27 protein-coding genes are annotated in these 25750 nt (G+C 66.8%); 13 read left to right on the top strand and 14 right to left on the bottom strand.

The window, feature by feature from the left end; all coding sequences use genetic code 11:
• Positions 1 to 129: 129 nt before the first annotated feature.
• Entirely contained in the window at positions 130 to 804 is a 675-nt protein-coding gene (locus tag CXY79_RS09400) for an SDR family oxidoreductase (RefSeq protein WP_104100866.1), read from the bottom strand.
• 202 nt (positions 805 to 1006) lie between these two features.
• On the opposite strand from CXY79_RS09400, the gene CXY79_RS09395 reads away from it, so the two are divergent.
• Positions 1007 to 1753 (top strand): hypothetical protein, encoded by a 747-nt coding sequence (locus CXY79_RS09395; RefSeq protein WP_134401704.1) that lies wholly within the window; start codon positions 1007 to 1009, stop codon positions 1751 to 1753.
• Between the two features lie 340 nt (positions 1754 to 2093).
• Here the strand turns inward: CXY79_RS09395 and ychF are convergent, their stop codons facing one another.
• The gene (ychF, locus tag CXY79_RS09390) at positions 2094 to 3167 is read right to left on the bottom strand and encodes a redox-regulated ATPase YchF (RefSeq protein WP_104100896.1); all 1074 of its coding nucleotides are present in this window, start codon (positions 3165 to 3167) and stop codon (positions 2094 to 2096) included.
• A gap of 83 nt (positions 3168 to 3250) precedes the next feature.
• Here ychF and CXY79_RS09385 point away from each other — a divergent pair, with 83 nt between their 5' ends.
• Positions 3251 to 3868, top strand: a complete 618-nt coding sequence (locus tag CXY79_RS09385; protein ID WP_104100864.1) for an exonuclease domain-containing protein — start codon at positions 3251 to 3253, stop codon at positions 3866 to 3868.
• Between the two features lie 55 nt (positions 3869 to 3923).
• A complete protein-coding gene (rmuC, locus tag CXY79_RS09380) occupies positions 3924 to 5306 on the top strand; it encodes a DNA recombination protein RmuC (protein ID WP_104100863.1) in 1383 nt (460 codons plus the stop codon).
• A gap of 60 nt (positions 5307 to 5366) precedes the next feature.
• On the opposite strand, the gene glpX is transcribed toward rmuC, so the two are convergent.
• The gene (gene glpX, locus CXY79_RS09375; RefSeq protein WP_233191397.1) at positions 5367 to 6323 is read right to left on the bottom strand and encodes a class II fructose-bisphosphatase; all 957 of its coding nucleotides are present in this window, start codon (positions 6321 to 6323) and stop codon (positions 5367 to 5369) included.
• A gap of 219 nt (positions 6324 to 6542) precedes the next feature.
• Here glpX and fbaA point away from each other — a divergent pair, with 219 nt between their 5' ends.
• Positions 6543 to 7568, top strand: a complete 1026-nt coding sequence (fbaA, locus tag CXY79_RS09370; protein ID WP_104100861.1) for a class II fructose-bisphosphate aldolase — start codon at positions 6543 to 6545, stop codon at positions 7566 to 7568.
• A gap of 6 nt (positions 7569 to 7574) precedes the next feature.
• Complete coding sequence (locus CXY79_RS16465; RefSeq protein ID WP_369827968.1) at positions 7575 to 8150, top strand: DUF6264 family protein; 576 nt, start codon at positions 7575 to 7577, stop codon at positions 8148 to 8150.
• A 102-nt stretch (positions 8151 to 8252) separates the two neighbouring features.
• Here the strand turns inward: CXY79_RS16465 and CXY79_RS09360 are convergent, their stop codons facing one another.
• Positions 8253 to 9287, bottom strand: coding sequence for a 4-hydroxy-3-methylbut-2-enyl diphosphate reductase (locus CXY79_RS09360; protein WP_104100895.1), 1035 nt, complete (start codon positions 9285 to 9287; stop codon positions 8253 to 8255).
• Between the two features lie 88 nt (positions 9288 to 9375).
• Between CXY79_RS09360 and xseA the strand changes: the two genes are divergently transcribed.
• The 5 genes from xseA to CXY79_RS09335 all read left to right on the top strand — a co-directional run bounded on the left by xseA (position 9376) and on the right by CXY79_RS09335 (position 13660).
• Entirely contained in the window at positions 9376 to 10629 is a 1254-nt protein-coding gene (xseA, locus tag CXY79_RS09355; RefSeq protein WP_104100859.1) for an exodeoxyribonuclease VII large subunit, read from the top strand.
• Complete coding sequence (locus CXY79_RS09350) at positions 10626 to 10859, top strand: exodeoxyribonuclease VII small subunit (RefSeq protein ID WP_347232351.1); 234 nt, start codon at positions 10626 to 10628, stop codon at positions 10857 to 10859. Before xseA ends, CXY79_RS09350 begins: the two co-directional genes overlap by 4 nt.
• Positions 10856 to 11515 (top strand): DUF4245 domain-containing protein, encoded by a 660-nt coding sequence (locus tag CXY79_RS09345; protein ID WP_104100857.1) that lies wholly within the window; start codon positions 10856 to 10858, stop codon positions 11513 to 11515. The genes CXY79_RS09350 and CXY79_RS09345 overlap by 4 nt, the downstream gene beginning before the upstream one ends.
• The gene (locus CXY79_RS09340) at positions 11515 to 12156 is read left to right on the top strand and encodes a carbonic anhydrase (RefSeq protein ID WP_104100856.1); all 642 of its coding nucleotides are present in this window, start codon (positions 11515 to 11517) and stop codon (positions 12154 to 12156) included. Before CXY79_RS09345 ends, CXY79_RS09340 begins: the two co-directional genes overlap by 1 nt.
• Before the next feature lie 91 nt (positions 12157 to 12247).
• On the top strand, positions 12248 to 13660 hold the full coding sequence (locus CXY79_RS09335) for a class II fumarate hydratase (RefSeq protein ID WP_369827967.1): 1413 nt from the start codon (positions 12248 to 12250) through the stop codon (positions 13658 to 13660).
• Between the two features lie 135 nt (positions 13661 to 13795).
• Here the strand turns inward: CXY79_RS09335 and CXY79_RS09330 are convergent, their stop codons facing one another.
• From CXY79_RS09330 to CXY79_RS09320, 3 genes are all read right to left on the bottom strand, one after another.
• Positions 13796 to 15130 (bottom strand): PhoH family protein, encoded by a 1335-nt coding sequence (locus CXY79_RS09330; RefSeq protein WP_233191395.1) that lies wholly within the window; start codon positions 15128 to 15130, stop codon positions 13796 to 13798.
• A gap of 199 nt (positions 15131 to 15329) precedes the next feature.
• Positions 15330 to 16451 carry an aminotransferase class V-fold PLP-dependent enzyme gene (locus CXY79_RS09325; RefSeq protein WP_104100853.1) on the bottom strand — a complete coding sequence of 374 codons (1122 nt, stop codon included), beginning with the start codon at positions 16449 to 16451 and terminating at the stop codon, positions 15330 to 15332.
• Between the two features lie 9 nt (positions 16452 to 16460).
• Positions 16461 to 17246, bottom strand: a complete 786-nt coding sequence (locus CXY79_RS09320) for an isoprenyl transferase (RefSeq protein WP_104100852.1) — start codon at positions 17244 to 17246, stop codon at positions 16461 to 16463.
• Between the two features lie 70 nt (positions 17247 to 17316).
• On the opposite strand from CXY79_RS09320, the gene CXY79_RS09315 reads away from it, so the two are divergent.
• The gene (locus CXY79_RS09315; RefSeq protein ID WP_104100851.1) at positions 17317 to 18018 is read left to right on the top strand and encodes a hemolysin III family protein; all 702 of its coding nucleotides are present in this window, start codon (positions 17317 to 17319) and stop codon (positions 18016 to 18018) included.
• Positions 18019 to 18022: 4 nt separating this feature from the next.
• On the opposite strand, the gene CXY79_RS09310 is transcribed toward CXY79_RS09315, so the two are convergent.
• Complete coding sequence (locus tag CXY79_RS09310; RefSeq protein ID WP_233191388.1) at positions 18023 to 18283, bottom strand: hypothetical protein; 261 nt, start codon at positions 18281 to 18283, stop codon at positions 18023 to 18025.
• Entirely contained in the window at positions 18280 to 19143 is an 864-nt protein-coding gene (gene mca, locus CXY79_RS09305; protein WP_174720221.1) for a mycothiol conjugate amidase Mca, read from the bottom strand. The genes CXY79_RS09310 and mca overlap by 4 nt, the downstream gene beginning before the upstream one ends.
• Before the next feature lie 70 nt (positions 19144 to 19213).
• Between mca and CXY79_RS09300 the strand changes: the two genes are divergently transcribed.
• A complete protein-coding gene (locus tag CXY79_RS09300; RefSeq protein ID WP_104100850.1) occupies positions 19214 to 19615 on the top strand; it encodes a DUF4307 domain-containing protein in 402 nt (133 codons plus the stop codon).
• A 107-nt stretch (positions 19616 to 19722) separates the two neighbouring features.
• Entirely contained in the window at positions 19723 to 20214 is a 492-nt protein-coding gene (greA, locus tag CXY79_RS09295; protein WP_104100849.1) for a transcription elongation factor GreA, read from the top strand.
• Positions 20215 to 20409: 195 nt separating this feature from the next.
• Here the strand turns inward: greA and ilvA are convergent, their stop codons facing one another.
• The 5 genes from ilvA to CXY79_RS09270 all read right to left on the bottom strand — a co-directional run bounded on the left by ilvA (position 20410) and on the right by CXY79_RS09270 (position 25728).
• Entirely contained in the window at positions 20410 to 21645 is a 1236-nt protein-coding gene (ilvA, locus tag CXY79_RS09290; RefSeq protein ID WP_104100848.1) for a threonine ammonia-lyase, read from the bottom strand.
• Entirely contained in the window at positions 21638 to 22906 is a 1269-nt protein-coding gene (locus CXY79_RS09285) for an AI-2E family transporter (RefSeq protein ID WP_104100847.1), read from the bottom strand. Before CXY79_RS09285 ends, ilvA begins: the two co-directional genes overlap by 8 nt.
• An 82-nt stretch (positions 22907 to 22988) precedes the next feature.
• The gene (locus CXY79_RS09280) at positions 22989 to 24089 is read right to left on the bottom strand and encodes an ABC transporter ATP-binding protein (protein ID WP_104100846.1); all 1101 of its coding nucleotides are present in this window, start codon (positions 24087 to 24089) and stop codon (positions 22989 to 22991) included.
• Positions 24086 to 24913, bottom strand: coding sequence for an ABC transporter permease (locus tag CXY79_RS09275; RefSeq protein ID WP_104100891.1), 828 nt, complete (start codon positions 24911 to 24913; stop codon positions 24086 to 24088). Before CXY79_RS09275 ends, CXY79_RS09280 begins: the two co-directional genes overlap by 4 nt.
• Positions 24910 to 25728 carry an ABC transporter permease gene (locus CXY79_RS09270; protein ID WP_369827966.1) on the bottom strand — a complete coding sequence of 273 codons (819 nt, stop codon included), beginning with the start codon at positions 25726 to 25728 and terminating at the stop codon, positions 24910 to 24912. The genes CXY79_RS09275 and CXY79_RS09270 overlap by 4 nt, the downstream gene beginning before the upstream one ends.
• Positions 25729 to 25750: the final 22 nt, after the last annotated feature.

Here is a 25750-nt window from a genome sequence, read left to right as displayed (position 1 = left end):
TGCCCAACCCGGAGCGGGCTACACGTTGAAGCGAAATCCACGGAGTGGCATCGCGGAGCGACCTTTAGAGCCACGTTTCGCGCCCTCCTGGCTGTCTCCGCATCGTCGCTGCCAGCAGCGTAGTGCCCCCTACTCTCTGCCTTCCTCAAGCGGGATGAGCATTGTTCGAAATGGTCCGGCAACGGCGTGGAGGTCCCAAATCCGATCGGCGACGCCGTCGATGCCGTTGGCAAGCTGAAGCTGAGGAATGCCTCCTGGGATCACGAGTTGGCTGACACGGACTCCCTCACCCGCGAGCGCGTCGTGGAGCATCTCGCCGTAGGCGCTCTCAGCCGGGAAGGCGACCGATGTACCTGCGAAGTCAGCGCGGGCCTTCACCGAGGTTCCGCCGTTGATCATGATGATGCTGCCGCTTCCTGCCTGCCGCATTGCTGGGAGCACCGTACGCACCGCGTGGATGAGTCCGAGGGTCGAGAACTGCAGGGCCTCTAGCGCCAGCTCGGGAGTCATCTCAAGCACCGGCTTCAGGTAGTCGCGCGATGGGAGCGGACTGTACTGCAGCGCGGTGATGGGCCCAAGCTCTGCCGCGGCACGCTTAAGGGCAGCTTCGAGCGACGCCGGCGTGCGGACATCAGCAGGGTAAGCACTCGCGGTGAAGCCGGCAGCGGTGAGCTCGGCTGCCATAGCGTCTAGTTTCGACTGGTTTCTGGCGATCAGGGCAATTGAGAAGCCCTCGCGCCCGAACCTTCGCGCAACTGCTGCTCCGAGTCCCGGTCCGGCTCCGATGATGACGATGACAGGCACGATGGTCTCCTTCGATTGCTGCTGCTTCGATGACTAACGCGAGGAGCTAGAGCCTATACATTGAACCTGAACTCCACCACGTTTCGGAACCAAAGAACGTTACCTTGAAACGGCAACACCAACCCACTCCTGAGGAATATCTGATCGTCTGTGTAACGATGTACCGAGGGCGCTATGCGTCCGATGACTCTGGGGGAAAACCATGGCCGATCACGGCGTGTCTGGTGTGGGCGCAGTCCTCTCAGCCCTGCTCCTCGCTTTTGGCGCGGTGCTGCTGACCGGCTGTTCTGGTCTAGCAGTTCCTATCCCCCGCACTCCCAGCCCGACGGCAATGCCCACGGCGGCACCGACACCAACTCAATCGGTGTCGCCGCCCGATCCAGCCGAAGTGACGGACATCTTCCTCAGTGCGACGTCGATCGAGCTGCGGGATGCATCGGGCAATGCCCTGTCCACATTCGACTATTTCCAGCCCGCCAGCGAGTTGGTCCCTGCACTTTCGTTGGCCCTGGGCAGCGCGCCAATATTCGATACCTTGGGCGACGAGCGGCATCCGAGAATCACCTACTCCTGGGCCGATTTTGTCGTGCAGGATTGGGATCGGGATTGGGATAGCCCGAATGCACCTCGTTGCCCGAACACCACTTTCGCAGTGTCAGCCGAGACCGTGAACGGGGTCCACATCGGCACAGTCGACGGAATCGCCGTCGGAGACAACGCCGCTGAACTTGAAGCCCAGTATCCCGATTCCTCGTGGAACATCTCTTCGCTTGGCCAGCCCACGGATGACCCGCTCCAGCTCCGCATCGTCGTGGGTCATGTTTCACTTCCACCCTGCACGCCATCATCAGACCGACAAGACCGCACATTGTCAGTCGTCCTCATCGCCGACGATCCACTCGGGCCGATCACCCACTTCTATGTCCCCTCGGTGGATTCAGGGGCCTGAGCCGCCACACACCCCGTGAAAGGGTCTGCCCAACCCCGCCGGCTGCTGCGCCCATCGCGAGAGTCGTCCCGGGTCTATTAGTCTGCGGGCTCCACGTTGAAGCGGAACTGCGCCAGCTGACCGGGAAGTGCATGACGCGAAAATAGGCCGTCCAGCCGGCCAAGAGGAGGTAAATCACACCTGAGCGAGACGGAAACTCTGCTGCCGCATGCGGGCCCGCGGTCCACGAGAGAGGTACTCACCCACGAGATCAGGGCAGTTGTTGCCGGAACGGACAACTGCTGCCGGTGCGCCGGCCACAATTGTCCGAAACAGGAACAGTTGCAGCCGGGACTACGAGCTAGACGTTGAACCTGAACTCCACCACGTCGCCGTCCTGCATGATGTATTCCTTGCCCTCGATGCGGGCCTTGCCCCTGGAGCGGGCCTCCGCCACGGAACCGGCCTCCATCAGGTCGTCGAAGGAGAAGATCTCCGCCTTGATGAAGCCCTTCTGAAAGTCTGTGTGAATGACGCCGGCGGCCTGCGGAGCGGTCCAGCCCTTTCGGATGGTCCAGGCGCGTGTTTCCTTGGGGCCGGCCGTGAGGTAGGTCTGCAGGCCGAGGGTGTCGAAGCCGATGCGGGCGAGCTGGTCGAGTCCGCTCTCGGCCTGGCCGGTGGAGGCCAGCATCTCGGCGGCGTCCTCGGCGTCGAGTTCACTGAGCTCGGATTCGAGCTTCGCGTCGAGGAACACGGCGTTGGCCGGGGCCACCAGCGCGGCCAGAACAGCGAGCTTCCCGGCATCCTGCAGCACCGCCTCGTCGACGTTGAACACGTAGATGAACGGCTTGGCCGTCAGCAGGCCCAGCTCGCGGATGGGCTCGATGTCGAGCGTGGCCGATGACAGCGGCGCTCCGGCGTCGAGGATGGCCTGCGCCTTGAGCGCGGTCTCCAGCACGATGGGGGGAAGCTTGCGCCCTTTGACCTCTTTCTCGAAGCGGGAGACCGCCTTCTCGAGGGTCTGCAGGTCGGCGAGGATGAGTTCGGTGTTGATCGTCTCCATGTCGCCGGCCGGGTCGACGGCGCCGTCGACATGCACCACGTCGGGGTCGGCGAAGCCGCGGATGACCTGCGCGATGGCGTCGGCCTCCCGAATGTTGGCAAGGAACTTGTTGCCGAGCCCCTCCCCCTCGCTGGCGCCGCGCACGATGCCGGCGATGTCGACGAACGACACCGGGGCAGGCAGCAGACGCTCGCTACCGAAGACCGCGGCCAGCTTGGCCAGGCGGTGGTCGGGCAGGTTGACGATGCCGACGTTGGGCTCGATGGTGGCGAACGGGTAGTTCGCCGCGAGCACGTTGTTCTTGGTCAACGCGTTGAAGAGGGTGGACTTGCCAACATTGGGCAGTCCGACGATTGCAATAGTAAGAGCCACGAAAGTCAATCGTACCGTCTGCGACCCGAGGCCGGTCGGCACAGCGGCGACGCGCTGTCGGCGGCCCGTGACAGGATGAAGCGGTGCCAGTCAACTTCACCGCCATCGACTTCGAGACCGCCAACTCCTCCAGCGCTTCGGCCTGCTCGGTGGGGCTGGTGAAGGTCCGTGACGGCAAGGTCGTCGACCGCATCGCCTGGTTCATCAAGCCGGCCGTCGGGCACGACGTCTTCCTGGCCTGGAACATCAAGATCCACGGCATCCGGCCGACGGATGTCGCCGGTGCGGCCACCTGGGCGCAGCAGCTTCCCGACCTGGTCGCCTTCGCCGGCGACGACCACCTCGTGGCGCACAACGCCGGGTTCGACCTGGGGGTCATCAAGACGTCCTCCACGGTCGCCGGGCTGGTCGTGCCCGACTTCAACTACGTCTGCAGCCTCCAGGTGGCCCGCCGCACCTACCACCTCGACTCGTACCGGCTCCCGGTGGCCGCGATGGCCGCGGGCTTCGAGGGTTTCGCCCACCACGACGCCCTGGCCGACGCGGAGGCCTGCGCGGCCATCATGATCCACGCCGCCGACCGGCACGGGGCCGACACTCTCGAGGAGCTGGCGCAGATCACCGGCGTGAAGATCGGCGCCATCGGGCCGTTCGCCACGAAGGAGAAGTCCGCCACGCACGGCCCGATGGCGCTGAACTAGGCATCCTTGGGGCACCGGCTCGGGCAATGTCGGTGGCCACTGGCAGAGTAGAACCATGGATTCCTGGTTCAGTCTTCTTCTCGGCCTTGTCGTCGGCGCCCTGCTCGGCACCCTACTCACGGTGGTCCTCACGGCGCGTTCCGCCGAGCGCCGCAACGAAGGCTCGTCCGGCACCGATCCCCTCGTCATCGAGGCCCGGCACCAGGTGGCCTTGGCCGAGGTGTATGCCCGAGAGGCCGGCATCCAGTCCATCCTGCGCGAAGAGCTGGCCTCAGTCCAGGCCACCGCCGACGCCCTGCGCGGACAGGTCGTCGACGCGGGGCGGCAATACCGCGAACTGAGCGACCGCCAGCGCAACGACCAGGACGCGCGCACCGAGCAACAGAATCAGGAAAGCAAGGTGCTCCAGGCCCTCGCTCCGGTCAAGGAGAGCCTGCAGGACATGCAGCAAAAGGTCGCCGAGCTCGAGGCCCAGCGCAGCCTGCAACACGGCGAGCTCAGCCAGCAGCTGCGGTCGGCGACCGAGTCGGAGGAGCGCCTACGGAGCACCGCCGAGTCGCTCGCGTCGGCCCTGCGCGCCAACAACACGCGCGGGGTCTGGGGCGAAACCCAGCTGCGCAGCGTGGTCGAGGCCGCCGGCCTGATCGAGCGGGTCGACTTCGATGTGCAGTCGAGCATCACCTCCGACGCCGGCGCCGGCCGCCCCGACATGGTCGTGCACCTGCCCGGCGGCAAGAACATCGCCGTCGACGCGAAGGTGCCGTTCACGGCGTTCCTTGAAGCCAGCCAGATCCCGGTCACCGCCACCGGTGCCCTGGGAGCCCAGCGGGCCGTCTACATGAAAGCTCACGTCAAGGCCGTGCGCGACCACATCACCGCCCTCGGCAGCAAGGCCTACTGGCAGGGCTTGGAGGCCTCCCCGGAGATCGTGATCGCCTTCATCCCGAGCGAGTCCCTGGTCTCCTCGGCGCTGGAGGCCGACCCCTCGATCATGGAATTCGCGTTCTCGAAACGGGTGGCCCTCGCCTCCCCGGTGACCCTGTGGTCGGTGCTCAAGACGGTGGCCTTCACCTGGCAGCAGGACGTGCTCACGCATGACGCAAAAGTCTTGTTCGACCTCAGTCGGGAGCTATACGGCCGTCTGGCCACCACGGCCACGCACATCGAGAAACTGGGCCGGTCGATCGAGCGCACGGTGAAGGACTACAACGGCTTCGTCGGCTCGATGGAACGCCAGGTACTGCCCACCGCACGCAAGCTCAATGCCCTCGACGAGTCCAAGGTGCTGGCGCCGCTGGCGGGCATCGAGGACACACCGCGCGAACTGGCCGCCTGGGAGTTTGTGTCGGAGCTGGAGGCCGCGGCACTCGAAAGCGCCGCACTCGATGCCGCCGCACTCGAGACCGCCGCACTGACTGACTCCGAGAATCGCCGATAACGCCGAAAATCGCCGTCGGGACGGCGATTTTCGGCCTTGCAGGCAGCTAAAGCCGAGCGCCTAGAGCCACTTCGAGGCGAGGTGCTCGGCGATCACCCGACGCGTGGTGCCGGACTTCGAGCGCAGCACGATGCTCTCGGTGCGGATGATCGGGCCCTGGCGGCGCACGCCGTCGACGAGTCCGCCATCCGTCACGCCCGTGGCGACGAAGAAGGTGTTGTCGCCGCTGACCATGTCGTCCAGCTCGAGCAGCTTGTCGACGTCGAGGCCGGCCGCGACGGCACCCGCACGCTCGGCGTCGTCCTTCGGTGCCAGGCGTCCCTGCATGTAGCCGCCGATGGCCTTGAGCGCGCAGGCCGTGGTGATGCCTTCCGGGCTGCCACCCGTGCCGACGCACATGTCGATGCGCGTTTCCCAGCGGGCCGCGTTGATGCCGCCGGCGACGTCGCCGTCGCTCATCAGCCGCGTGCCCGCTCCGGCGCTGCGAATGGCGTCGATAAGTTCGGCGTGGCGGGGACGGTCGAGCACGGCGAGGACCATTTCGCCGACTGGCTTGCCCGTCGCCTTCGACAGCTCACGGATGTTGTCGCCGATCGGGGCGTCGAGGCTGACGACTCCGCGCCCGGCGGCGCCCGTGACGATCTTGTCCATGTAGAACACGGATGACGCGTCGAGCATGGTGCCGCGGGAGGAGACCGCGATCACGGAGAGGGCATTCTGGCGTCCGGCGGCGGTGAGGCTGGTGCCGTCGATCGGGTCGACCGCGATGTCGCAGGCGGGTCCGGTTCCGTTGCCGACGCGCTCACCGTTGAAGAGCATCGGGGCTTCGTCTTTCTCACCCTCGCCGATGACGATGAGTCCGTCGAAGTTCACGGTGCCGAGGAAGACGCGCATGGCGTCGACGGCTGCCTTGTCTGCGGCATTCTTGTCGCCGCGGCCGATGAACGGGACCGCACGAATCGCTGCGGCCTCGGTGGCCCGCACCAATTCCATCGCAAGGTTGCGGTCGGGGTGCATGAAATTGGGGGCGACTTCGGGGCTGTTCACAGATGGTCCTTCCCGGACGAAGAGTGCGGCAGTGGCAAGACCCATCTTTGGGCCGGCACCGGTGTCGGTGCTGCCTCGTTCAGCCTAGCGCCCGCTCTTCGTCGCGGGGGCGTTCGCTCGCTGGCACGGCCGGAGACCCACCTCGGTAGGATGAGAAGACCGAAACGGTTCAATCGAGGAGACTCAACAATGCCCATCGCAACCCCAGACCAGTACGCCGAGATGCTCAACAAGGCCAAGACGAAGGGGTTCGCCTACCCGGCGTTCAACGTTTCGTCTTCTCAAAGCATTAATGCCGTTCTTCAGGGCCTGACCGAAGCCGGCTCTGACGGCATCATCCAGGTCACCACTGGTGGCGCAGATTACTTCGCCGGCCACACGGTCAAGAACCGCGCATCCGGTGCGCTCGCGATGGCGCGCTTCGTGCAGTCCGTCGCCGACAATTACCCCATTACCGTTGCGCTCCACACGGACCACTGCCCCAAGGGCGCGCTCGAGGACTTCGTCCTCCCGCTCATCTCCGCTTCCGAAGACGAGGTGAAGGCCGGCCGCAACCCGATCTTCCAGTCGCACATGTGGGACGGCTCCGCAATCCCGCTGGCAGAGAACCTCGACATCGCCAAGGACATCCTGAAGCGCACCCAGGCGATCAACACCATCCTCGAGGTCGAGATCGGCGCCGTCGGCGGCGAAGAAGACGGCGTCGAGGGCGACATCAACGAGAACCTGTACACGACACTCGACGACGCGCTCTCGATGATCGATTCCCTCGGCATGGGCGAGAACGGCCGCTACATGGCTGCCCTCACCTTCGGCAACGTGCACGGCGTGTACAAGCCCGGCAACGTCAAGCTGCGCCCGGAGCTCCTCAAGGAGATCCAGGACGGCGTCGCCGCCAAGCTGGGTACCGGCCCGAAGCCGCTCGACCTGGTCTTCCACGGTGGGTCAGGCTCGACCGACGCCGAGATCGCCGAGGCCGTCGCGAACGGTGTCGTCAAAATGAACATCGACACCGACACCCAGTACGCGTTCACCCGCGCGGTCGCCGGCTACATGCTGAGCAACTATGACAGCGTGCTCAAAGTTGACGGCGAAGTCGGCAACAAGAAGGTCTACGACCCGCGCGCCTGGGGCAAGGTTGCCGAGACGGGCATGGCCGCTCGCGTCGCCGACGCCACCCGCCAGCTCGGCTCCGCCGGCCACTCGAACAGCTAGCACCGGATGACGATGGCCGAGAATTCTTCGTCGACTCCTTCGGGAACCCCTCCGGAGGATTCCCGGCCCCGTCCCCAGTACGGTGAGCTTGCGCCCGAGGGTTGGAGCTGGACTCCTAGCCCGGATGAGCCCACGCTCGCCACACCGCCGGCTCCGGGGCCGTCCGCGGCCCCCGAGCGGGCTGTGCGCCCGGCCGGAACCGCGCCGGCCTGGGACCGGCCGGTGACTCTGAGCCTGCTCGTCCTCGGGCTCCTGTCCACGTTCTTCGCGGTCAGCATGCTCACGATGATCACCGAGTCCATTCAGTTGCTCCATACCCAGCTGGATCTCGCCGCGTATGAGCCGGATCCCTCCGCGGCCGGGCTGGTCACGGCCGGGATCATCGGTGTGTCCCTGGTCTGGCTGGCCACGGCGGCAGGCGTGATCCTGTTGCTGGTCCGAGGCAAGCGCGCGTTCTACGTGCCGCTGATCGGTGTGGTCCTGTCCGCGTTCGTGTTCATCGCCTTCACCACCGCGGTTTTGGCCACCGACCCGACGCTGCTCAACGACCCGAACCTGATGGACGTCTACGGCCAGCTGTAGACGACGCCATTCTGCCGGGTCCGGCGTGCACGAAGGCCCCCGTCGGTCAGATCCTGGATCTGATCGACGGGGGCCTTCGTGGTGAACGCGGCTGGCCGGTTCCTAGCTGCTGACCCGTCCGCCGAGACCGCGGGCATCCGCGTTGCCGGCCAGGTCATTGCGCAGTTCCTTCGGCAGCGAGAACAGCAGGTCCTCCTCGGCCGTCTTGATCTCTTCGATGTCGCCGTAGCCGGCCTCGGCCAGATCGGCGAGCACCTCGTGCACGAGTTCGTCGGGCACGGATGCCCCGCTGGTCACGCCCACGGTGACAACCCCGTCGAGCCACTCCTGCTGGATCTCGCTGGCGAAGTCCACGCGGTAGGCAGCCCGAGCACCGTACTCCAGCGCCACCTCGACCAGTCGCACCGAGTTGGACGAGTTCGCCGAGCCGACCACAATGACGAGGTCCGAATCACGGGCCACCTTCTTGATCGCCACCTGGCGATTCTGGGTGGCGTAGCAGATGTCGTCGCTGGGGGGATCCTGCAGATTTGGAAAACGGGCACGCAGGCGACGCACGGTTTCCATGGTCTCGTCCACGCTCAGTGTGGTCTGGGACAGCCAGACCACCTTGTCGGGGTCGCGCACCTCGATGGTGTCGGCGTCGTCAGGGCTCCCGACGAGCGTGGTGTGCTCGGGTGCCTCCCCCGCGGTTCCCTCGACCTCTTCGTGGCCTTCGTGGCCGATCAGCAGGATCTGGAAGTCGTCCCGGGCGAAGCGCACGGCCTCACGGTGCACCTTCGTGACCAGTGGGCAGGTGGCGTCGATTGCCAGCAGGCCGCGGTCCGCCGCCGCAGTGACGACGGCCGGAGACACGCCGTGGGCGCTGAAAACGATGTGGGAGCCGGTGGGCACCTCGTCTACTTCCTCGACGAAGATCGCCCCCTTCTTCTCCAGCTCGGAGACCACGTGGATGTTGTGCACGATCTGCTTGCGCACATACACGGGGGAGCCATACAGTTCGAGGGCCTTCTCGACGGCGATGACGGCACGGTCCACGCCGGCGCAGTAGCCTCGCGGGGCGGCCAGCAGCACCCGTTTGCGTCCGAGCACCGGGGTATCCTTGAGCCTGTTGCGTGCGCGGGGAATCCTTGGCATGCCAAGGCCGATCACAGGCGAATCCGTACTGATAGTCACCTCCTCATCTTATGGGGGCCGACTGTGCAGTCCGTGGGAGGAACGATTGATGACGGACGCACCACCCACCCTCGAGACCCCCTGGCCGGTCGGGCTGCTGGCCAACAAGATCCGCGGCTACATCGAGCGCCTCGGCACGGCCTGGGTCGAGGGCGAGATCACCCAGTGGGGCGCCAGCGGCGGCAACGTTTACGGCAAGCTCAAGGACCTCACCGAAGACGCCACGGTCGGCTTCACGATCTGGTCGTCGGTGCGCGCGAAGCTGACCAACGACTTCAAGCAGGGCGACCGGGTCATCGCCCTCGTCAAACCCAACTACTGGGTCAAGGGTGGCACTCTCACCATGCAGATGCTCGAGATGCGCCACGTGGGCCTCGGCGACATGCTGGAACGGCTCGAACGACTGCGCAATCGGCTGGCCAGCGAGGGTCTGTTCGACGCGTCCCGCAAGAAGCCGCTGCCCTTCCTCCCCCATTGCATCGGCCTGGTCACCGGCAAAGACTCCGACGCTGAGAAAGACGTCATCCGCAACGCCCAGCTGCGCTGGCCGGCCGTCACTTTCGACCTGGCCTACGCCGCCGTGCAGGGTGATCGCATGGTGTCCGAGGTGACCGCGGCCATCCAGCGGCTGGACGCCGACCCGGAGGTCGACGTGATCATCGTCGCCCGCGGCGGCGGCGACTTCCAGAACCTGCTCGGCTTCAGCGACGAGACGCTGATCCGGGCTGCGGCGGCCTGCACGACCCCGCTGGTCAGCGCGATCGGCCACGAGGCCGACCGGCCGCTGCTCGACGACGTGGCCGACCTTCGCGCGTCGACGCCGACGGATGCCGCCAAACGCGTCGTGCCGGACGTCTCCGACGAACTCAACCGGGTACAGCAGGCCCGGGCCCGCCTCAGCAACCGGCTGACCGGTATCCTCGCGCACGAGGTCGACCGGATCGGTCAGCTTCGCTCACGCCCGGTGTTGAGCACCCCCGAGTGGATCATCGATTCCCGATCCGAGGACCTCACCCGCTACGTCGCCCGCGGCGCCGAGCTAATCGACCGGGCGGTCGAGCGGGCCGGAGCGGTGATCGTCGACCTGCGTTCCCAGTTGCGCGCCCTCTCCCCCCAGGGCACCCTCGACCGCGGCTACTCGATCGTGCAGTTGCAGGGCGGCCAGGTGGTGCGCTCGCCCGGGCAGGCACCGTCGCAAACGAAACTCCTGATCACGCTCGCCGAGGGCGCTCTGGCGGCCACCGCGGACGTGGCAACCTCCGACCCGACACCGTCGAATGAGAAATTAGAATGGACACCATGACCTCGGCACCAGACGAAATCAACGCACTGAGCTACGAACAGGCCCGGGATGAACTCGTGCGCGTGGTGAACGCCCTCGAGCAGGGAGCCTCGTCGCTGGAGGAATCGCTCGCGCTGTGGGAACGAGGTGAGGCTCTCGCCCGCCGCTGCGAAGAGTGGCTGATCGGCGCGAAAGCCAGGCTGGATGCCGCCAGGGCAGGCCAAGTCGACTCCGCCGCGACAGCCGGATGAGCCCCGCCAAGCGCGCGCCCCGAATCGTCGCAGAGCTGGGTCGCCCGGAGACGCCGGATGAAACCCGCACCCGGCTGGCCGAGAACTCCCGCAAGTACCGCTCCCACAAGACCGTGAACAATCTGGTCCTGTCCCTGCTGGCCACACTGGGCACAGTCCTGGTGCTCGTGCTGCTGGTGCCGCGCAGCGACGCCCCGCAGAACCGCGACGTCGATTTCGCCGCCGTCGCCGCGCAGGTGCAACCCGGCCTCACCGATCCCCTGCTGGTTCCGGAGTTGCCGAGTGGGTGGACGGCCAACGCCGCGCAGTGGCGCCTGGGCGGAAGCGACAAGATCCCGTCCTGGTACATCGGTCTGATCACGGCCAAGACCGAGTTCATCGGCCTCACCCAAGCGCTCGGCGCCAACCCGAGCTGGCTCGCCGACGAGCTGCAGGATGCTCCGGTCGCCGGCACCGTCATGATCGCCGGAGTCACCTGGGACGTCTACCGCAACACCGCACCGGAAGATGACCGCGGCAATTTCGAATCCGCTCTGGTGACCACGGCCGGCGACAGTACCTACCTCCTCGTCGGCACCGCCGATGACGAGGAACTCGCCGTCCTGGCCGCAGTGCTGGCCGAACAGATCAGTTCCAACAGCACCGAGGGACAGTAATGGGCGAGGCAGCAACACCGGCAGACGTCTGGACCGACCTGCAGCGCGGAAACGACCGCTTCGTGAGCGGCGAGCCGCGGCATCCGCGGCAGGATGTGGACCGCCGAGCCGAACTCGCCTTCGTACAGACCCCCGACGCGGCCCTGTTCGGCTGCAGCGACTCGCGGCTGGCCGCCGAGATCATCTTCGACAAGGGCCTCGGCGACCTCTTCGTCGTGCGCAATGCCGGTCAGGTCATCTCCGATTCGGTGCTCGGCTCACTCGAATACGCGGTCGCCGTGCTGCGTGTGCCGCTCATCCTGGTGCTCGGCCACGACGGCTGCGGGGCCGTGCGCGCCGCCATCGATTCCCAGGCCGCCGACGCGCAACCTCTGCCCGCGCACATCAGCCGGATCATCGAGAAGATCGTGCCGGCCGTCCGCCGGGTGGCGGAGTCCAAGGATGCGACGTCGATCGATCCCGAGCTGGTCGACGCCCTCGCCGTCGGCCGCGAACACCTTCGCGACACGGTGTCCGAACTGCTCGAGCGCTCTGAGATGATCAGGGCGGCCGTGGCAGAAGGTACATTGGCTATCGTCGGGGCGAACTACCGGCTGCTCGAAGGCCGTGCCGTACCCGACATCGTTGTCGGCGTGGTTTAGCCGAGCAGCCCGCCTGCGGCGAGCCGCCCAGGCCGTCGCCGCGCGTTCCCGTACCGAAGAGATTCCCAACCGAAAGGTAATACACACCGTGGTGGACAAGACCGCTGAAGCCGAGTACCGGATCGAACACGACACGATGGGCGAGGTCCGGGTTCCGGTCGCCGCCCTCTACGGGGCGCAGACGCAGCGGGCCGTCGAGAATTTCCCGATCTCCGGCTCGGTACTGGAGCCCGCCCAGATCGCCGCCCTGGCACGCATCAAAAAGTCCGCCGCCCTGGCGAACGCGAAACTAGGGGTACTCGACGTCGACATCGCCAACGCGATCGCCGCCGCCGCCGACGAGGTCTCCACCGGTCGCTACGACTCCGAGTTCCCGATCGACGTCTACCAAACCGGCAGCGGCACCTCCTCGAACATGAACATGAACGAGGTCCTCGCGACCCTGGCGACCCGCAGCCTCGGGCGCCCGGTGCACCCGAACGACCACGTGAACGCGTCTCAGTCCTCCAACGACGTGTTCCCGACATCCGTGCACCTCGCCGTGACGAGCGCGCTCATCGACGAGCTCGTCCCCGCACTCGACCACCTGGCTGTGGCCTTAGAGGCCAAGGCCGAGCTGTGGGCCGGCGCGGTCAAGGCCGGCCGCACCCACCTGATGGATGCCACCCCGGTCACCCTCGGCCAGGAGTTCGGCGGATACGCGCGGCAGATGCGCCTCGGCATCGAGCGCGTGCGCACCGCGCTTCCCCGCGTCGCGGAGGTCCCCCTCGGCGGCACTGCGGTCGGAACCGGCATCAACACGCCCGCAGGGTTCCCGCAGCTCGTGATCGAGCTGCTCGTCGAGGAGACCGAACTGCCGGTCACCGAGGCACGCGACCACTTCGAGGCGCAGGCCAACCGGGACGGCCTGGTGGACGCATCCGGCGCCCTTCGCACCATCGCGGTGAGCCTCACCAAGATCTGCAATGACCTGCGCTGGATGGGCTCGGGACCCAACACGGGCTTCGGAGAGCTGAACATCCCCGACCTGCAGCCGGGCTCCTCGATCATGCCGGGCAAGGTGAACCCGGTGATCCCCGAGGCCGTGCTGATGGTCTGCTCCCGCGTGATCGGCAACGACGCCACCATCGCCTGGTCGGGCGCGTCGGGCTCGTTCGAGCTCAACGTCGCGATCCCGGTGATGGGCACCGCCCTGCTCGAGTCGATCCGCCTGCTCTCGAACGCGGCCCGCGTGCTCGCCGACAAGACCGTCGACGGCCTCACAGCGAATGTCGAGCGCGCGCGCGCGCTGGCCGAGTCCTCCCCCGCCATCGTCACTCCTCTAAACCGGGTCATCGGCTACGAGGCCGCGGCCAAGGTGGCAAAGTACTCGGTGGCCGAAGGGGTGACCGTGCGCGATTCCGTCATCGCGCTCGGTTTCGTTGAGCGCGGCGAGGTCACCCTCGAACTGCTCGACACCGCCCTCGACGTGCTGAGCATGACCCGCCCGCCTCAGGCGAAGTAGCCCCGCACTTTCTCACTTGCGCAGCTCCTTGTCCGTTCAGCGCTCACCAATTCGACGGAGATTTTGCTCCCAGTTGCCTGTTTTCGTACCGAAAGCGGCTTCTGGGGCAAAATCTCCGTCGAATTCGTCAGGGCGCTAGCGCACCTCGTTGCCCTCGAGCATCTCGGTCACGAGGGCGGCGATCGCGCTCCGCTCCGAGCGGGTGAGCGTCATGTGGGCGAAGAGCGGATGTCCCTTGAGCGTCTCGATCACCGACGCCACCCCGTCGAAGCGGCCGACCCGCAGGTTGTCCCGCTGCGCCACATCGTGGGTGAGGACCACCCGCGAGTTCTGCCCGATCCGGCTGAGCACCGTGAGTAGCACGTTGCGTTCGAGCGACTGAGCCTCATCGACGATCACGAAAGCGTCGTGCAGGGACCGGCCGCGGATGTGCGTCAGCGGCAGGACTTCGAGGATGCCGCGCTCGATGACCTCCTCCAGAACGTTCTCGGAGACGATGGCCCCGAGTGTGTCGAAGACCGCCTGGGCCCACGGGCTCATCTTCTCGGCGGCGTCGCCGGGCAGGTACCCCAGCTCCTGGCCGCCGACCGCGTAGAGCGGTCGGAAGACCATGATCTTGCGGTGCTGCTGGCGTTCCAGCACGGCCTCGAGCCCGGCGCAGAGGGCGAGCGCCGACTTCCCCGTGCCGGCCCGACCTCCCAGTGACAGGATACCGATCTCCGGGTCGAGCAGCAGGTCGATGGCGAGCCGCTGCTCCGCCGAGCGTCCCTTCAGCCCGAAGACGTCCCGGTCGCCGCGCACGAGCTTCATCGCGCCGTTGCCGGTCACCCGGCCGAGCGCCGAACCGCGGTCGGAGTGGATGACCAGGCCCGTGTTCACGGGCATGTCCTGCACGAGACGGGTGTGCACGACCTCCTTGTCGTAGAGCTCGTCGATCAGGTTCGAGCCCAAGGTGATCTCGTCGATGCCGGTCCAGCCGGAATCCACGGCAAGTTCATGACGGTACTCTTCTGCGGTGAGGCCGAGCGAGGCCGCCTTGACCCGCAGGGGCAGGTCCTTGGAGACGACGGTCACATTCAAGCCGTCGTGGGCGAGATTCAGGGCCACGGCCAGGATGCGGGAGTCGTTGTCACCGAGTTGCAGTCCGGACGGAAGCACCGACATGTTCGAGTGGTTGAGCTCCACGCGGAGGCTGCCGCCGTCACCGACCGGGATCGGGAAGTCCAACCGTTCGTGCTTCACCCGCAGTTCGTCAAGGAACCGCAGTGACTGGCGAGCGAAGTAGCCGATCTCCGGGTCGTTGCGTTTGGCCTCGAGCTCCGCAATCACCACGACGGGGAGCACGACGGCGTGCTCCGCGAAACGGAAGATCGCTTTGGGATCGGAGAGCAGAACCGAGGTGTCAAGAACGTACGTGCATTCGGTCTGCCCCGTCGCCGACGCGCTCTGGTTAGAACCCTTGTTATCGATCTGATTAGCGGTCACAACCACTCCCACCCCGTGCCCCGTGAGGCACAGATTGTGTTGGCGAGCGGCCACAGGGTTCTCGAGACGTACTTATGTGGCCGTCTCGATCAGGCGCCATACCTGATAAGCATGACGCTACTTACCCGCACGCTCCAGGGGAAGAGCGACACGCCCATTCGAAACAATGTTCACCGAGCCGTCGTCAGTAGGTCACGGCGGTCGCATACGAGGTGAACGCCCCGCGCAGCATGTCGACCGTGTCCGGGCTGAGCGCAGCATGGGTGCTCAGCCGCACGGTCCCGCTGCGGGTCGTCGCCGTCACCCCGTGGTTGTGCAGCGCGATGCTCAGCAGCGTGAGCTGGCTCGCCGGTGGCTCGAGCACCAGGATGCCGGCCCGCTCCCGGTCGTCTCGGGAGGAAACCACGGGCACAGCGAACTCGTCCGCCAGATCGATCAGAAGCGACACGTTCACGGCGATCGCATCTTCAATGGCACGGATACCGACCTCGGCCACCTCCTCGAGGGCGGCCGCGAACCGGGCCTGGGCGATGGCGTCGCCATTGCTCACCCGGAACGCGTTTGCGCTGCGGCTCGGCGGCAATACTTCGTCCCACGGCTCGGGGACGTCGGTGCCGGCGAAACCGGAGAACACGGGGACCAAGCGTTCCACCGCACGGTCGCTGAGAGCCAGGAACCCGGTGCCCCAGCCGGCCCTGGACCATTTCTGCCCGCCCGACGCGACGACGTCTGCCACCTCGTAGGGGACATCCACTGCGCCGAAACCCTGGATGGCGTCGACGATGAGCAAACGGTCGCCGATGACCTGACGGATGCCCTCGAGGTCCACGCGATGGCCGGTGCGGGAATCGACGAGGCAGACCGCCACTGCGGCAGTGGCCGGGGTGAGCTGCTCCCGGATCTGACCAGGGGTGACGCGGCCGTGGTCGGTCGCCAGCCAGAGCGGGGTGACCACCTGCAGCGCCTCCGCGGCGCGCACGGCCGCGAACGGGACCGTGGGAAAGTCGCCCGACGACAGCAGCACCGCCCCCGTCAGGCCGAACATGGCCTGCATCACGCCGGTGGTGGTGTTGGGCTCGGAAACGACCTGGTCGGCGCGGAATCCGGTCGCTCGGGCCACGGCGGTGCGCAGCCGCTCGTCCTGGGCTTGGAAGTGGTCCAGGCTGCCGAACCGGGCCCGCGAGAGCACCTCGGTCTGGCCGAGGGTTTCGGCGACCACACCCGCCGACAGCGGGCCGATCCGGGCATAGTCGAGGTAACCGGGTTCCGCGATGAACCCGTCAAGGAACCGTTCGAGAGCCGTCATGAGGTGCCCCTACCCTCCGAAGCGGCGCTGGCGCCGGGCAAAATCGCGCAGGGCGCGCAGAAAATCGACCTGGCGGAGGTCAGGCCCGAGCGCCTCCACGAAGTAAAACTCGCTGTGTGCGCTCTGCCAGAGCATGAAATCGCTGATGCGCTGCTCCCCCGACGTGCGGATGACCAGGTCCGGATCGGGCTGGCCGCCCGTGTACAGGTGCGCGCCGATCAGATCCGGGGTCAGCGTCTCCGCAAGGTCCTCGAGCACGCCGCCGCTGGCAAGGTGCGCTCCCACGATGCTGCGCATTGCGTCGGTGATCTCGGTGCGCCCGCCGTAGCCGACGGCAAGGTTGACGTGCAGCCCCTTCTTGCGGGCCGTGCGCGCTTCCGCGGCGTTCAGTGCGGCCACCAGCGGCTCGGGCAGTCCGGTCTTCGAGCCGACCTGCTGCACCCGCCAGTCGCGGTACCGGGACAACTCCTCCGCGAGCTTGGCGATGATCTTCGTCAGCTCCGCGAGTTCTTCGCTGGGCCGGTTGGTGAGATTGTCGGACGACAACAGGTAGAGCGTGACGACGGAGATGCCGAGGTCGTCACACCACTTGAGGAACTCCCGCATCTTGGCGGCACCGGCCCGATGCCCGTGGGCGGCGGAGTCGAACCCGAGCTGTTTGGCCCAGCGCCGGTTGCCGTCGATGATCATGGCGACGTGGTTTGGAAGCACATCCGGCGTCAGCCCGCGACGAAGCCGACGCTGATAAACCCCGTAGAGAATGCCGCGCGCCCAAGGAACTTCCCGTTTCTGCACACAGTTACGCTAGCCCACTCGGGAGCGTCGCGTACCGCGCGCGGCATGCACACTGTCCTATTCTTGCAGCATGGCCTCAGCGGATGACATCCCCAACCTGCCGTTGTTCGAGGACGACCTGCCCCCGCAGGTGGACGTCAAGCCCACCTGGCGAGGATGGATCCACGCCGGCACGTTCCCGGTCACGATCGTGACCGGGATCGTGCTGCTCCTGTCGGCCGAGGGCAGCGCGGCCCGGTGGAGTTCGCTCGTGTTCGTGCTCAGCTCGATGCTGCTGTTCGGCAATTCGGCGCTATACCACCGGTTCGACTGGAGTCCGCGCACGAAGGTCATCCTCAAACGGATCGACCACGCCAACATCTTCCTGCTGATCGCGGGCTCTTACACGCCCATCGCCGTGCTGGCCCTGCCGCCCGCCAAGTCCACGCTGCTTCTGTCGCTGGTCTGGGGCGGCGCCATCCTCGGAATCGCGTTCCGAGTGTTCTGGATCCACGCCCCACGCTGGCTCTACGTTCCGCTGTACCTGGCACTCGGCTGGGGAGCGCTGATGTTCATCGTGGACTTCTTCCAGGCCAACGCAGCGATGATGACACTGATCATGGTCGGCGGGCTCTGCTACTCGGTCGGCGCCGTCATCTACGGCATGAAGCGGCCGAACCCGCTGCCGGGCGTATTCGGCTTCCACGAGATCTTCCATACCCTGACCGTGGTGGCCTTCCTCTGCCACTGGGCGGCGATCATGATCATCGCGACGAACCCGATCCACCCGTAGTTCGCTAGTCCTTGTCGGCGATTCCGGCCTCTGCGGCCTTCTGTGCGGCCATCTCCGCCTGCAGACGTTCCTGAATCTCGGCGCGGTAGGTGTTGCGGCGCACTCGGCGGGCCATGTCCATCGCCAGCAGCACCGCTCCCACGGCGACCAGAGCAATCGCCACAAAGCCTTCCGGGCCCGGCGTCACCGTGTTCGGGTCGAACTCCGGCGGTGGGGTGGCGGCCAAGACGATGCTCACGAGGGGAGCCAGGATCAGGCCGCTCACGAGTCGTCCCGGATTCCGGTGAAGAGGTCGGATTCAGGTATCACGGTGTCCACTTTCGATTCGACGAGCTGGAAGTCTTCATAGGGCCACGCCTCGCGGATGAGGTCGTTCGGCCAGAAGAAGAAACTGCTGGTGGGAGCAACCTGACTCGCGTGGGCTCGAAGCGCCGCGTCCCGCACCTCGAGGAAGTCACCGACGGGCACATGGGTCGTGGCCAGCTTCGGGTAGTCTTTCATCCATTCCCTGGCCGCTCCGAGCGGCTCCAGCAGGGGCGAGTCCGGCTCCGTGACGCTCAGTTCCAGGAACATGGCGTCGACGCGTTCAAGGTTGAAAATCCGATCGTAATAGAGCTTCTCGACCTGCCAGGGCTCACCGGCATCCGGGTACCGGGTCGGGTCGGCGGCCGCACGGTAGGCCTCCATCGACACGTCGTGGCAGCGGATGTGGTCGGGATGCGGGTAGCCGCCCTTCTCGTCGTAGGTCACCAGGACCTGCGGCCGAAATTCGCGGATCAGCCGGACGACCGGTTCGGCGGAGATCGCCACCGGGATGTCCGCGAACGAGTTCCGGGGCACCGAACCGTCTTCGTTCATGCCGGAGTCCTCGTAGCCGAGCCAGCGGTGCTGCACGCCGAGGGCCCGCTGGGCCTCGGCCATTTCCAGACGGCGCAGTCCCGGCAGGTCCCGCTCGGCCAGCGGATGGCCGAGCAGAGCCTCATTCAGGATGCTCCCCCGCTCGCCGCCCGTGCAGCTCAGGATCATCACTTCGACGCCGAGACGCCGGTAGTGGGCATAGGTCGCAGCGCCCTTGCTCGACTCGTCGTCGGGATGGGCGTGCACCGCCAAGAGTCGCAGCGCCATGAAACTCCTCAGAAATGCCAGATAACCTTGGTACCAAGACTAATCGTTGATCCGTGAGTGTGGAGTCTGAGTGGCCCTGAGCAGCAACCTCGACACCCGGTACGGGCGCGCCCCGAACCGGGGCACGAGAGACCGCCGCGTTCTGTTCGTCTCAGCCGGCTCCCTCGCGGCAATCCTCCTGGGCTTCGTGGTCTGGGTGGGACTGGGGGCATCGCAGCCTTTGATCGAGACCCGGGACATCCGTCACAGCATCATCGACGAGAACACTGTGAGCGTCACGTTCGAGGCGTCCATTCCGGTCGGCCGCACCGCCAGCTGCGCGGTTCAGGCGCTCAACGAGAGTTTCACGGTGGTTGGCTGGAAAGTCGTCGACCTGCCCGCGAGCATCGTGTATTCGCGGTCGACGACGACGGATGTGCGCACCACCGAGCAGAGCAACACCGGATTGATTTACCGCTGCTGGCTGACCTAGACTGATGACTTCGCCCTGACGTGATCGTCGGGGCGTCCGTTGTATATCTGCGGGTTCACCCGCACGGGCATCGAACGAGCACGAACAAGCATGAGGAGATTCCACCCATGACTACCGAAACCACGGTCACCTGGCTGACGCAGGAGGCCCACGACCGCCTCGCCGCGGAGCTGGACACGCTCAGCACCGTCGGGCGCGTCGAGATCGCGAAGAAGATCGAATCGGCTCGCGAGGAGGGCGACCTCAAGGAGAACTCGGGCTACCACGCGGCCAAGGATGAGCAGGGGAAGATGGAGGCCCGCATCCGCACCCTCGTTCTACTGCTGCGCAACGCCGAGGTCGGCCATGCGCCGAAAAGCCGGGGCGTCGTCGAGCCGGGAACCGTGATCACGGCCACGATCGCCGGCGATGAGACCCGCTTCCTGATCGGCAGCCGCGAGATCGCCGGGGACAGCGACCTCGACGTCTTCAGCGAGCAGAGCCCGCTCGGCACCGCGATCATCGGCCTCGCCGTCGGAGCGACGACGTCGTACGTGACGCCCACCGGCAAGGAAATCGCCGTCGAGATCTTCCTCGTGGAGACCTGGACCGGCGACTAGCCGCACCGGTCCCCCGCTCGCGCCGCGCCCCGCCTGGCTCCCGTCGTCGAACCGATTCGACGGAGATTTTGCGGAAAATGCGAGTTCTCGGGGCTTCTGGAGCCGATCCGGGCAGAATCTCCGTCGAATTCGTTAGAGGCACGGCACCGTCACGAGCGTCAAACCCACGACGCACGATTCGTCGAAGCTCCCCCGCTAGTCGATCTGCGGGTCGTATCCGGCCGCACGCAACACATCCACGACGAGCTGGCGGTGGTCGGGCCCGCGAGTCTCGACGCTGACGTTGAGTTCGACCTCGCTGATCTGAAGCCCCACACCGTGCCGCGTGTGGAGAACCTCGATCACGTTGGCGTGCGCCTCGGCGAGCAGCTCCGAGATGCGGGCCAGCTGCCCGGGACGGTCGGGCAGCATGATGCGCAACGTGAGATAGCGGCCGGATGCCGAGAGACCATGGCTGATCACGCGCTGCATCAGCAGCGGGTCGATGTTTCCCCCGCTGAGGATCGCGACCGTCGGGCCGGTCGCGGTGACCTTGCCTGCGAGGATCGCCGCCACGGCGACCGCGCCGGCCGGCTCGACCACGAGCTTGGCGCGCTCGAGCAGCACCAGGAGGGCACGAGCCGTGTCATCCTCGGTGACGGTGACGACCTCATCGACGGCATCACGCACGATCTCAAAATTGAGCAGGCCCGGTTTGGCCACCGCGATGCCGTCGGCGATGGTCGGCATGATCTGGATCTCCAGCACCCGGCCGGCCTCGAGGGACGGAGGGTAAGCGGCCGCGTTGGCGGCCTGCACCCCGATCACCCGGATCTGGCGGCCGTCCCGGCGCGCGCGCTGCTTGAGCACGCTGGCGACACCGGAGATGAGGCCGCCGCCGCCGATCGGAACGATCACGGTGGCGAGGTCGGGAACCTGGTCGAGGATCTCCAGACCCACGGTGCCCTGGCCGGTGACGACATCCGCGTGGTCGAACGGCGGGATCAGGATGGCGCCGGTCTCGGCGGCCCACTCCGCGGCCGCGAGCAGCGGCTCGGCCACCGTATTGCCGCGCAGGATGACGTGCGCGCCGTAGTCGCGGGTTGCCTGCAGCTTGGGCAGGGCGACGCCCACGGGCATGAAGATCGTGGCCTGGATGCCGAGCTCCCGCGCCGCGAAGGCGACGCCCTGGGCGTGGTTGCCGGCCGAGGCGGCCACGACGCCGCGGGTCTTCTCTTCGTCGGTGAGCTTGGACATCCGGTTGTACGCGCCGCGGATCTTGTAGGACCCGGTGCGCTGCAGGTTCTCGCACTTGAGGAGGACCGGCGCGCCGAGGAGCTCCGAGAGGTAGCGGGACGTTTCCATCGGGGTGACGGCGGCGACCCGACCGACGATGTCCCGGGCGGACTCGAAATCGGCCAGGGTCGGTCCGACGAGCGAGACATTAGTCATGGGAGGCACTTTTCTCGAGGCGGTATGCCGGTCGGCGGAAACCGGGGCGTTGCGGGACGGTCTGCCACAACGAGGAGGCGAAGACGGGTGCCGAGGCGGTCTGCTCGGATCGCCACGCCCCGCTGTTGATGTAGCTGATCATGACGTTGAGTACGGCAGCGATCGGCACGGCGAAGAGGGCGCCGGCGATGCCCGCGAGCAGGGCGCCGGCCGCCACCACGAGAACGACACCCAGTGGATGCACCTTGACCGCCGTACCCATAATCAGGGGCTGTAGCACGTGACCCTCGATCTGCTGCACCAGCAGCACAACGCCGAGCATCAGCAAAGCCACCACCCAGTCGTTGAAGATCAGGGCGATCACGACCGCCACCGCGCCCGTGGCCACGGCGCCGACGATGGGGATGAACGAGCCGAGGAAAACGAGCACGCCGATCGGGATGGCGAGCGGAACCCCCAGCAGTGCGGCCCCGACCCCGATGCCGATCGCGTCGATGGACGCCACCAGGATCTGCACCCTGGCGAAGTTCCCCAGCGTGGTCCAGCCGGCCACCCCCGCGCCATCGATGGCCGCGCGCGCGCCATGGGGGAACAGGCGCACGATCCAGGACCAGATGCCCTTGCCATCGATCAGGATGAACAGCAGGCTGAACAGCGCCAGAAGGAAACCTGTCACCAGGTGGCCGAGCGAGGACCCCACGGAGAGCGCCCCAGAGACGAAAACCTGGCTGTCCGCCTGAATGGCGTCCCAGGCCTGGCCGAGGAACGCGTTGAGCTCCGGTTCGGTCAGCTGCAGCGGCGACGCCAGGAGAACGGCCTTGAGGCTCTCGTAGGAGGCGGCGAGCCTCTCGTTCAGGCCGACCGTGCCGATGGCGATCTGCTTCACGGCCAGCGTGATCAGTCCGCCGAGGATCGCGAAGGTATTGATCAGAGCGACCACGACCGCGAGAGCCTTGGGAAATCGGTGTCGCACCAGGAATCCGACGAAGGGCACGAGCAGTGCCGACACCAGCACGGCCACGAGCAGCGGGATGACGATCAACCGGAGCTGGATGACGATGAAGATGAAAACAGCAAGTGCGCCGGCGAGCGCGAGCAGGCGCCAGGACCAGGCGGCGGCGAGTCGGATGCCGGCCGGCAGGTTCTCGTCGACTCCGTAGCCGTGCGAGGGCGGGAGCTCGACCAGGATCGGGGGTACGGTGCGGCGGCGTCCGAACACGCCGAAGAAGCCGCTGCGGGCGGGTTTTCCGTCGGTTTCCATCACGGCATCAGTCTAGGCAATCACACGTGCCGTCTCCGGTATGGGCCAAAGGTGCTCGCTGCCTCAGGCCCCGGACCGGTCACTACGCCGGAGAGGGGAGCGGGTCGACCGAGACGGGCGCGCCCGTGAACCGCACCAGGACCCGGTCCCCGGCCGACGGATGCAGCCGCGCGCCGTGCTGCACGACGAGCGACGCGCCGTCGTCCAGGCGCACCCTCGTGCGCCGGAGCGAGCCGTGGAAACTCGACGAGAGCACGACCCCTGGTGCCCCCGCAGCGCCGAATTCGAGGTCTTCCGGCCGCACGGAGACGGACACAGCGCCATCCGCCTGCGAGGGGTCGAGTAGCGGCAGAGAGGCACCGTGAACCCGCGCGAACCCGTGGCGCACCACGCCGACCAGTCGATTGCTGAGCCCCACAAAGTCCGCGATGAACGACGAGGCCGGCCGGGTGTAGAGCTCTTCCGGTGCTCCGACCTGCTCGATGGAACCCGCCCGCATCACGGCGACGCGGTCGGCCACGGCGAGCGCCTCGTCCTGGTCGTGCGTGACAAACAGGGTCGTGATGCCCAGTTCGGTCTGGATGCGCCGGATCTCCTCGCGCAGCACCACCCGAACCTGGGCGTCAAGGGCCGACAACGGCTCGTCGAGCAGGAGAACCCGGGGCTCGGTGACGAGGGCGCGCGCCAGCGCCACCCGTTGCTGCTGACCGCCGGAGAGCTGGTGCGCGAAGCGGTCGTAGTGGGCGTCGAGCCCGACCAGGGCGAGGGCCGCGGCCGCTCGGGCGCGCCGTTCCTCGCCGCGGACCTTCCGCATGCGCAGGCCGAACTCGACGTTCTCGCCCGCGCTGAGGTGCGGGAACAGCGAGTAGGACTGGAACACCATGCCCAGGTCGCGCCGGCTCGTCGGCAGTGTCGACACGTCGGCTCCGTCGATCAGGATGCTTCCGGCATCCGTGGATTCGAGCCCGGCCAATACCCGCAGCGCGGTGGTCTTGCCACTACCGCTCGGGCCGAGCAGGGCGACGAACTCGCCCGCGTGCAGGGTGAGATCGAAGCCGGCCAGGGCACGGTGGCCGGTGAAGTCCTTCACCACGCCCGCGAAGCGCACCGAGGCTCCCGCCGGAGCGGTCGCCACCGAACGGTCCCGGTTCTGATTCTGGGTCCGAAGCTGGTTCTGGTTCATAGCTGACCTCCGGTGGTGGGCCGTCGCCGGCTGCCGGCGCGAACCGTGCCGAGACGCCCGATGACGAGCAAGAGCAGAAATGCGAAGGTGAGTGCGAGCAGAGACAGGATGACGGCCGTGTAGGGGTCGGCCTTGCTCACGACAACGAGCGCGGTCTGCAGGGTGATGCGGTTGAGCAGGGAGGCGATCGTGAATTCGCCGAGCACGACTGCGACCGAGATGAACGCGCCGGCGAGGATGCCGCGGCGCAGGTTCGGGATCAGTACCCGCACGAGCACGCTCACCCAGCCCGCGCCGAGCGTGCGGGCCGCCTCACTGAGCGTGCACACGTCGACGCCGTCGAGGTTCGTCTGGATGGCCCGGTAGGCGAACGGGAGCACCGTGATGCCGTAGGCGAACGCGAGGGTCCACACGCCGCTGCCAAGCAGGCGGGCGAGCACCGAGTACACCGGGGCCAGGCCGACCACGAGGACGATGGCCGGGATGCTGATGGGCAGGATGCAGACGAACTCCATCACGCGGCGCAGGCGGGGAAACCGCAGGTGCACCAGCAGCAAGGTCGGCACCAGCAGCAGGAGAACGATCGAGACGGTGCCCACGGCCAGCCCGACCGAGTTCCCGAGCGCGACGAGAACCGAACGGTACGGGCCGGCGAAGCCACCCTGGAACAGGGCCGTCCAGCGGGAGAGGTCGTGGCCGCCGGCGAGGCCGCGGCGCAAGGTGAACTCCACCATGGCGACGATGGGGATGGCGAAGAGGAGGCCGATGCTGCCGAGGATGAGGCCGCGCGCCAGCCGGGTGGGGGTGTGCGCCACCGCCTTCATCGCTGCCACCGGGCCGCCCGTGCCTGCAACGCCGAGTAGCCGGACATGACGACGAACATCACCAGGATCATGCCGAGCGCCAACGCCCCGGCGAGATTCTCCCGGCCGAGCAGGGTTTCACTGGTCAGGGCCGAGCGGATCTGCAGCGGAACGATCTGCGATCCCTGGCTGGTGAGCGCGGCGGCGGTCGCATAGGAGGAGAACGCGTTGGCGAAGAGCAGCAGCAGGCTGCCGAGAAACGAGGGCGCCAGCACCGGGAACGCGATCCGGAACCAGTAGGTGGCCCGGTTGCCGCCGAGGGTTGCGTTGGCCTCGGCCCAGTGCGGGTTGAGTGCCTGCAGCGCGGGCAGGAAGGTGATGATCATCAGGGGAACTTGAAAGTAGATGTAGGGCAGCACGAGGCCGGGGAGTTCGTAGAGCCATACCCCGTCGGCGAAGATGTCGACGCCGAAGGTGTCGCGCAGGATCACGGTGACCAGACCCTGGATGCCGATAGTCGCCACGAACGCGAAGGCCAGCATGACGCCGCCGAACTGGGCGAGCACGCCGCTGAGGGAGTCCACGACGGCGCGGAGGGGGCCGTTCTCGCGCGCGCCGAGCAAGCCGTAGCAGGCAAGGGCACCGACGATCGCACCCACAACGGCGGTGAGTGCCGACAGTCCGAATGACGCGGCGAAGGCGTCTCTCACGACCGGGTTGCCCAGCGCGGCCACAGTGTCGAGCGTGAACACCCCGGACTCGTCGACGAAGCCGCTTCCGACTGCGATCAGGGTAGGCACGAGCAGGAAGAGCACCACATATGCCGCGAACGGCAACAGCCCGAAGGCTGCCGCCGTG

The organism is Cryobacterium sp. M96 (assembly GCF_002929845.1).
GTDB lineage: Bacteria > Actinomycetota > Actinomycetes > Actinomycetales > Microbacteriaceae > Cryobacterium > Cryobacterium sandaracinum.
Note: the sequence above shows the minus strand (reverse complement) of the source record. Positions and strands in the feature narration are given on the sequence as shown.

Bases quoted from the DNA above. Each gene is read 5' to 3' on its own strand.
- mca (WP_174720221.1), bottom strand. From the start codon at position 19,143: ATGGCGCTGCGACTCTTGGCGGTGCACGCCCATCCCGACGACGAGTCG.
- CXY79_RS09350 (WP_347232351.1), top strand. From the start codon at position 10,626: ATGACCTCGGCACCAGACGAAATCAACGCACTGAGCTACGAACAGGCC.
- greA (WP_104100849.1), top strand. From the start codon at position 19,723: ATGACTACCGAAACCACGGTCACCTGGCTGACGCAGGAGGCCCACGAC.
- rmuC (WP_104100863.1), top strand. From the start codon at position 3,924: ATGGATTCCTGGTTCAGTCTTCTTCTCGGCCTTGTCGTCGGCGCCCTG.
- CXY79_RS09325 (WP_104100853.1), bottom strand. From the start codon at position 16,451: ATGACGGCTCTCGAACGGTTCCTTGACGGGTTCATCGCGGAACCCGGT.
- glpX (WP_233191397.1), bottom strand. From the start codon at position 6,323: ATGCACCCCGACCGCAACCTTGCGATGGAATTGGTGCGGGCCACCGAG.
- CXY79_RS09340 (WP_104100856.1), top strand. From the start codon at position 11,515: ATGGGCGAGGCAGCAACACCGGCAGACGTCTGGACCGACCTGCAGCGC.
- xseA (WP_104100859.1), top strand. From the start codon at position 9,376: ATGACGGACGCACCACCCACCCTCGAGACCCCCTGGCCGGTCGGGCTG.
- CXY79_RS09285 (WP_104100847.1), bottom strand. From the start codon at position 22,906: ATGGAAACCGACGGAAAACCCGCCCGCAGCGGCTTCTTCGGCGTGTTC.
- CXY79_RS09360 (WP_104100895.1), bottom strand. From the start codon at position 9,287: ATGCCAAGGATTCCCCGCGCACGCAACAGGCTCAAGGATACCCCGGTG.
- CXY79_RS16465 (WP_369827968.1), top strand. From the start codon at position 7,575: ATGACGATGGCCGAGAATTCTTCGTCGACTCCTTCGGGAACCCCTCCG.
- CXY79_RS09315 (WP_104100851.1), top strand. From the start codon at position 17,317: ATGGCCTCAGCGGATGACATCCCCAACCTGCCGTTGTTCGAGGACGAC.
- fbaA (WP_104100861.1), top strand. From the start codon at position 6,543: ATGCCCATCGCAACCCCAGACCAGTACGCCGAGATGCTCAACAAGGCC.
- CXY79_RS09280 (WP_104100846.1), bottom strand. From the start codon at position 24,089: ATGAACCAGAACCAGCTTCGGACCCAGAATCAGAACCGGGACCGTTCG.
- CXY79_RS09345 (WP_104100857.1), top strand. From the start codon at position 10,856: ATGAGCCCCGCCAAGCGCGCGCCCCGAATCGTCGCAGAGCTGGGTCGC.
- ilvA (WP_104100848.1), bottom strand. From the start codon at position 21,645: ATGACTAATGTCTCGCTCGTCGGACCGACCCTGGCCGATTTCGAGTCC.
- CXY79_RS09395 (WP_134401704.1), top strand. From the start codon at position 1,007: ATGGCCGATCACGGCGTGTCTGGTGTGGGCGCAGTCCTCTCAGCCCTG.
- CXY79_RS09275 (WP_104100891.1), bottom strand. From the start codon at position 24,913: ATGAAGGCGGTGGCGCACACCCCCACCCGGCTGGCGCGCGGCCTCATC.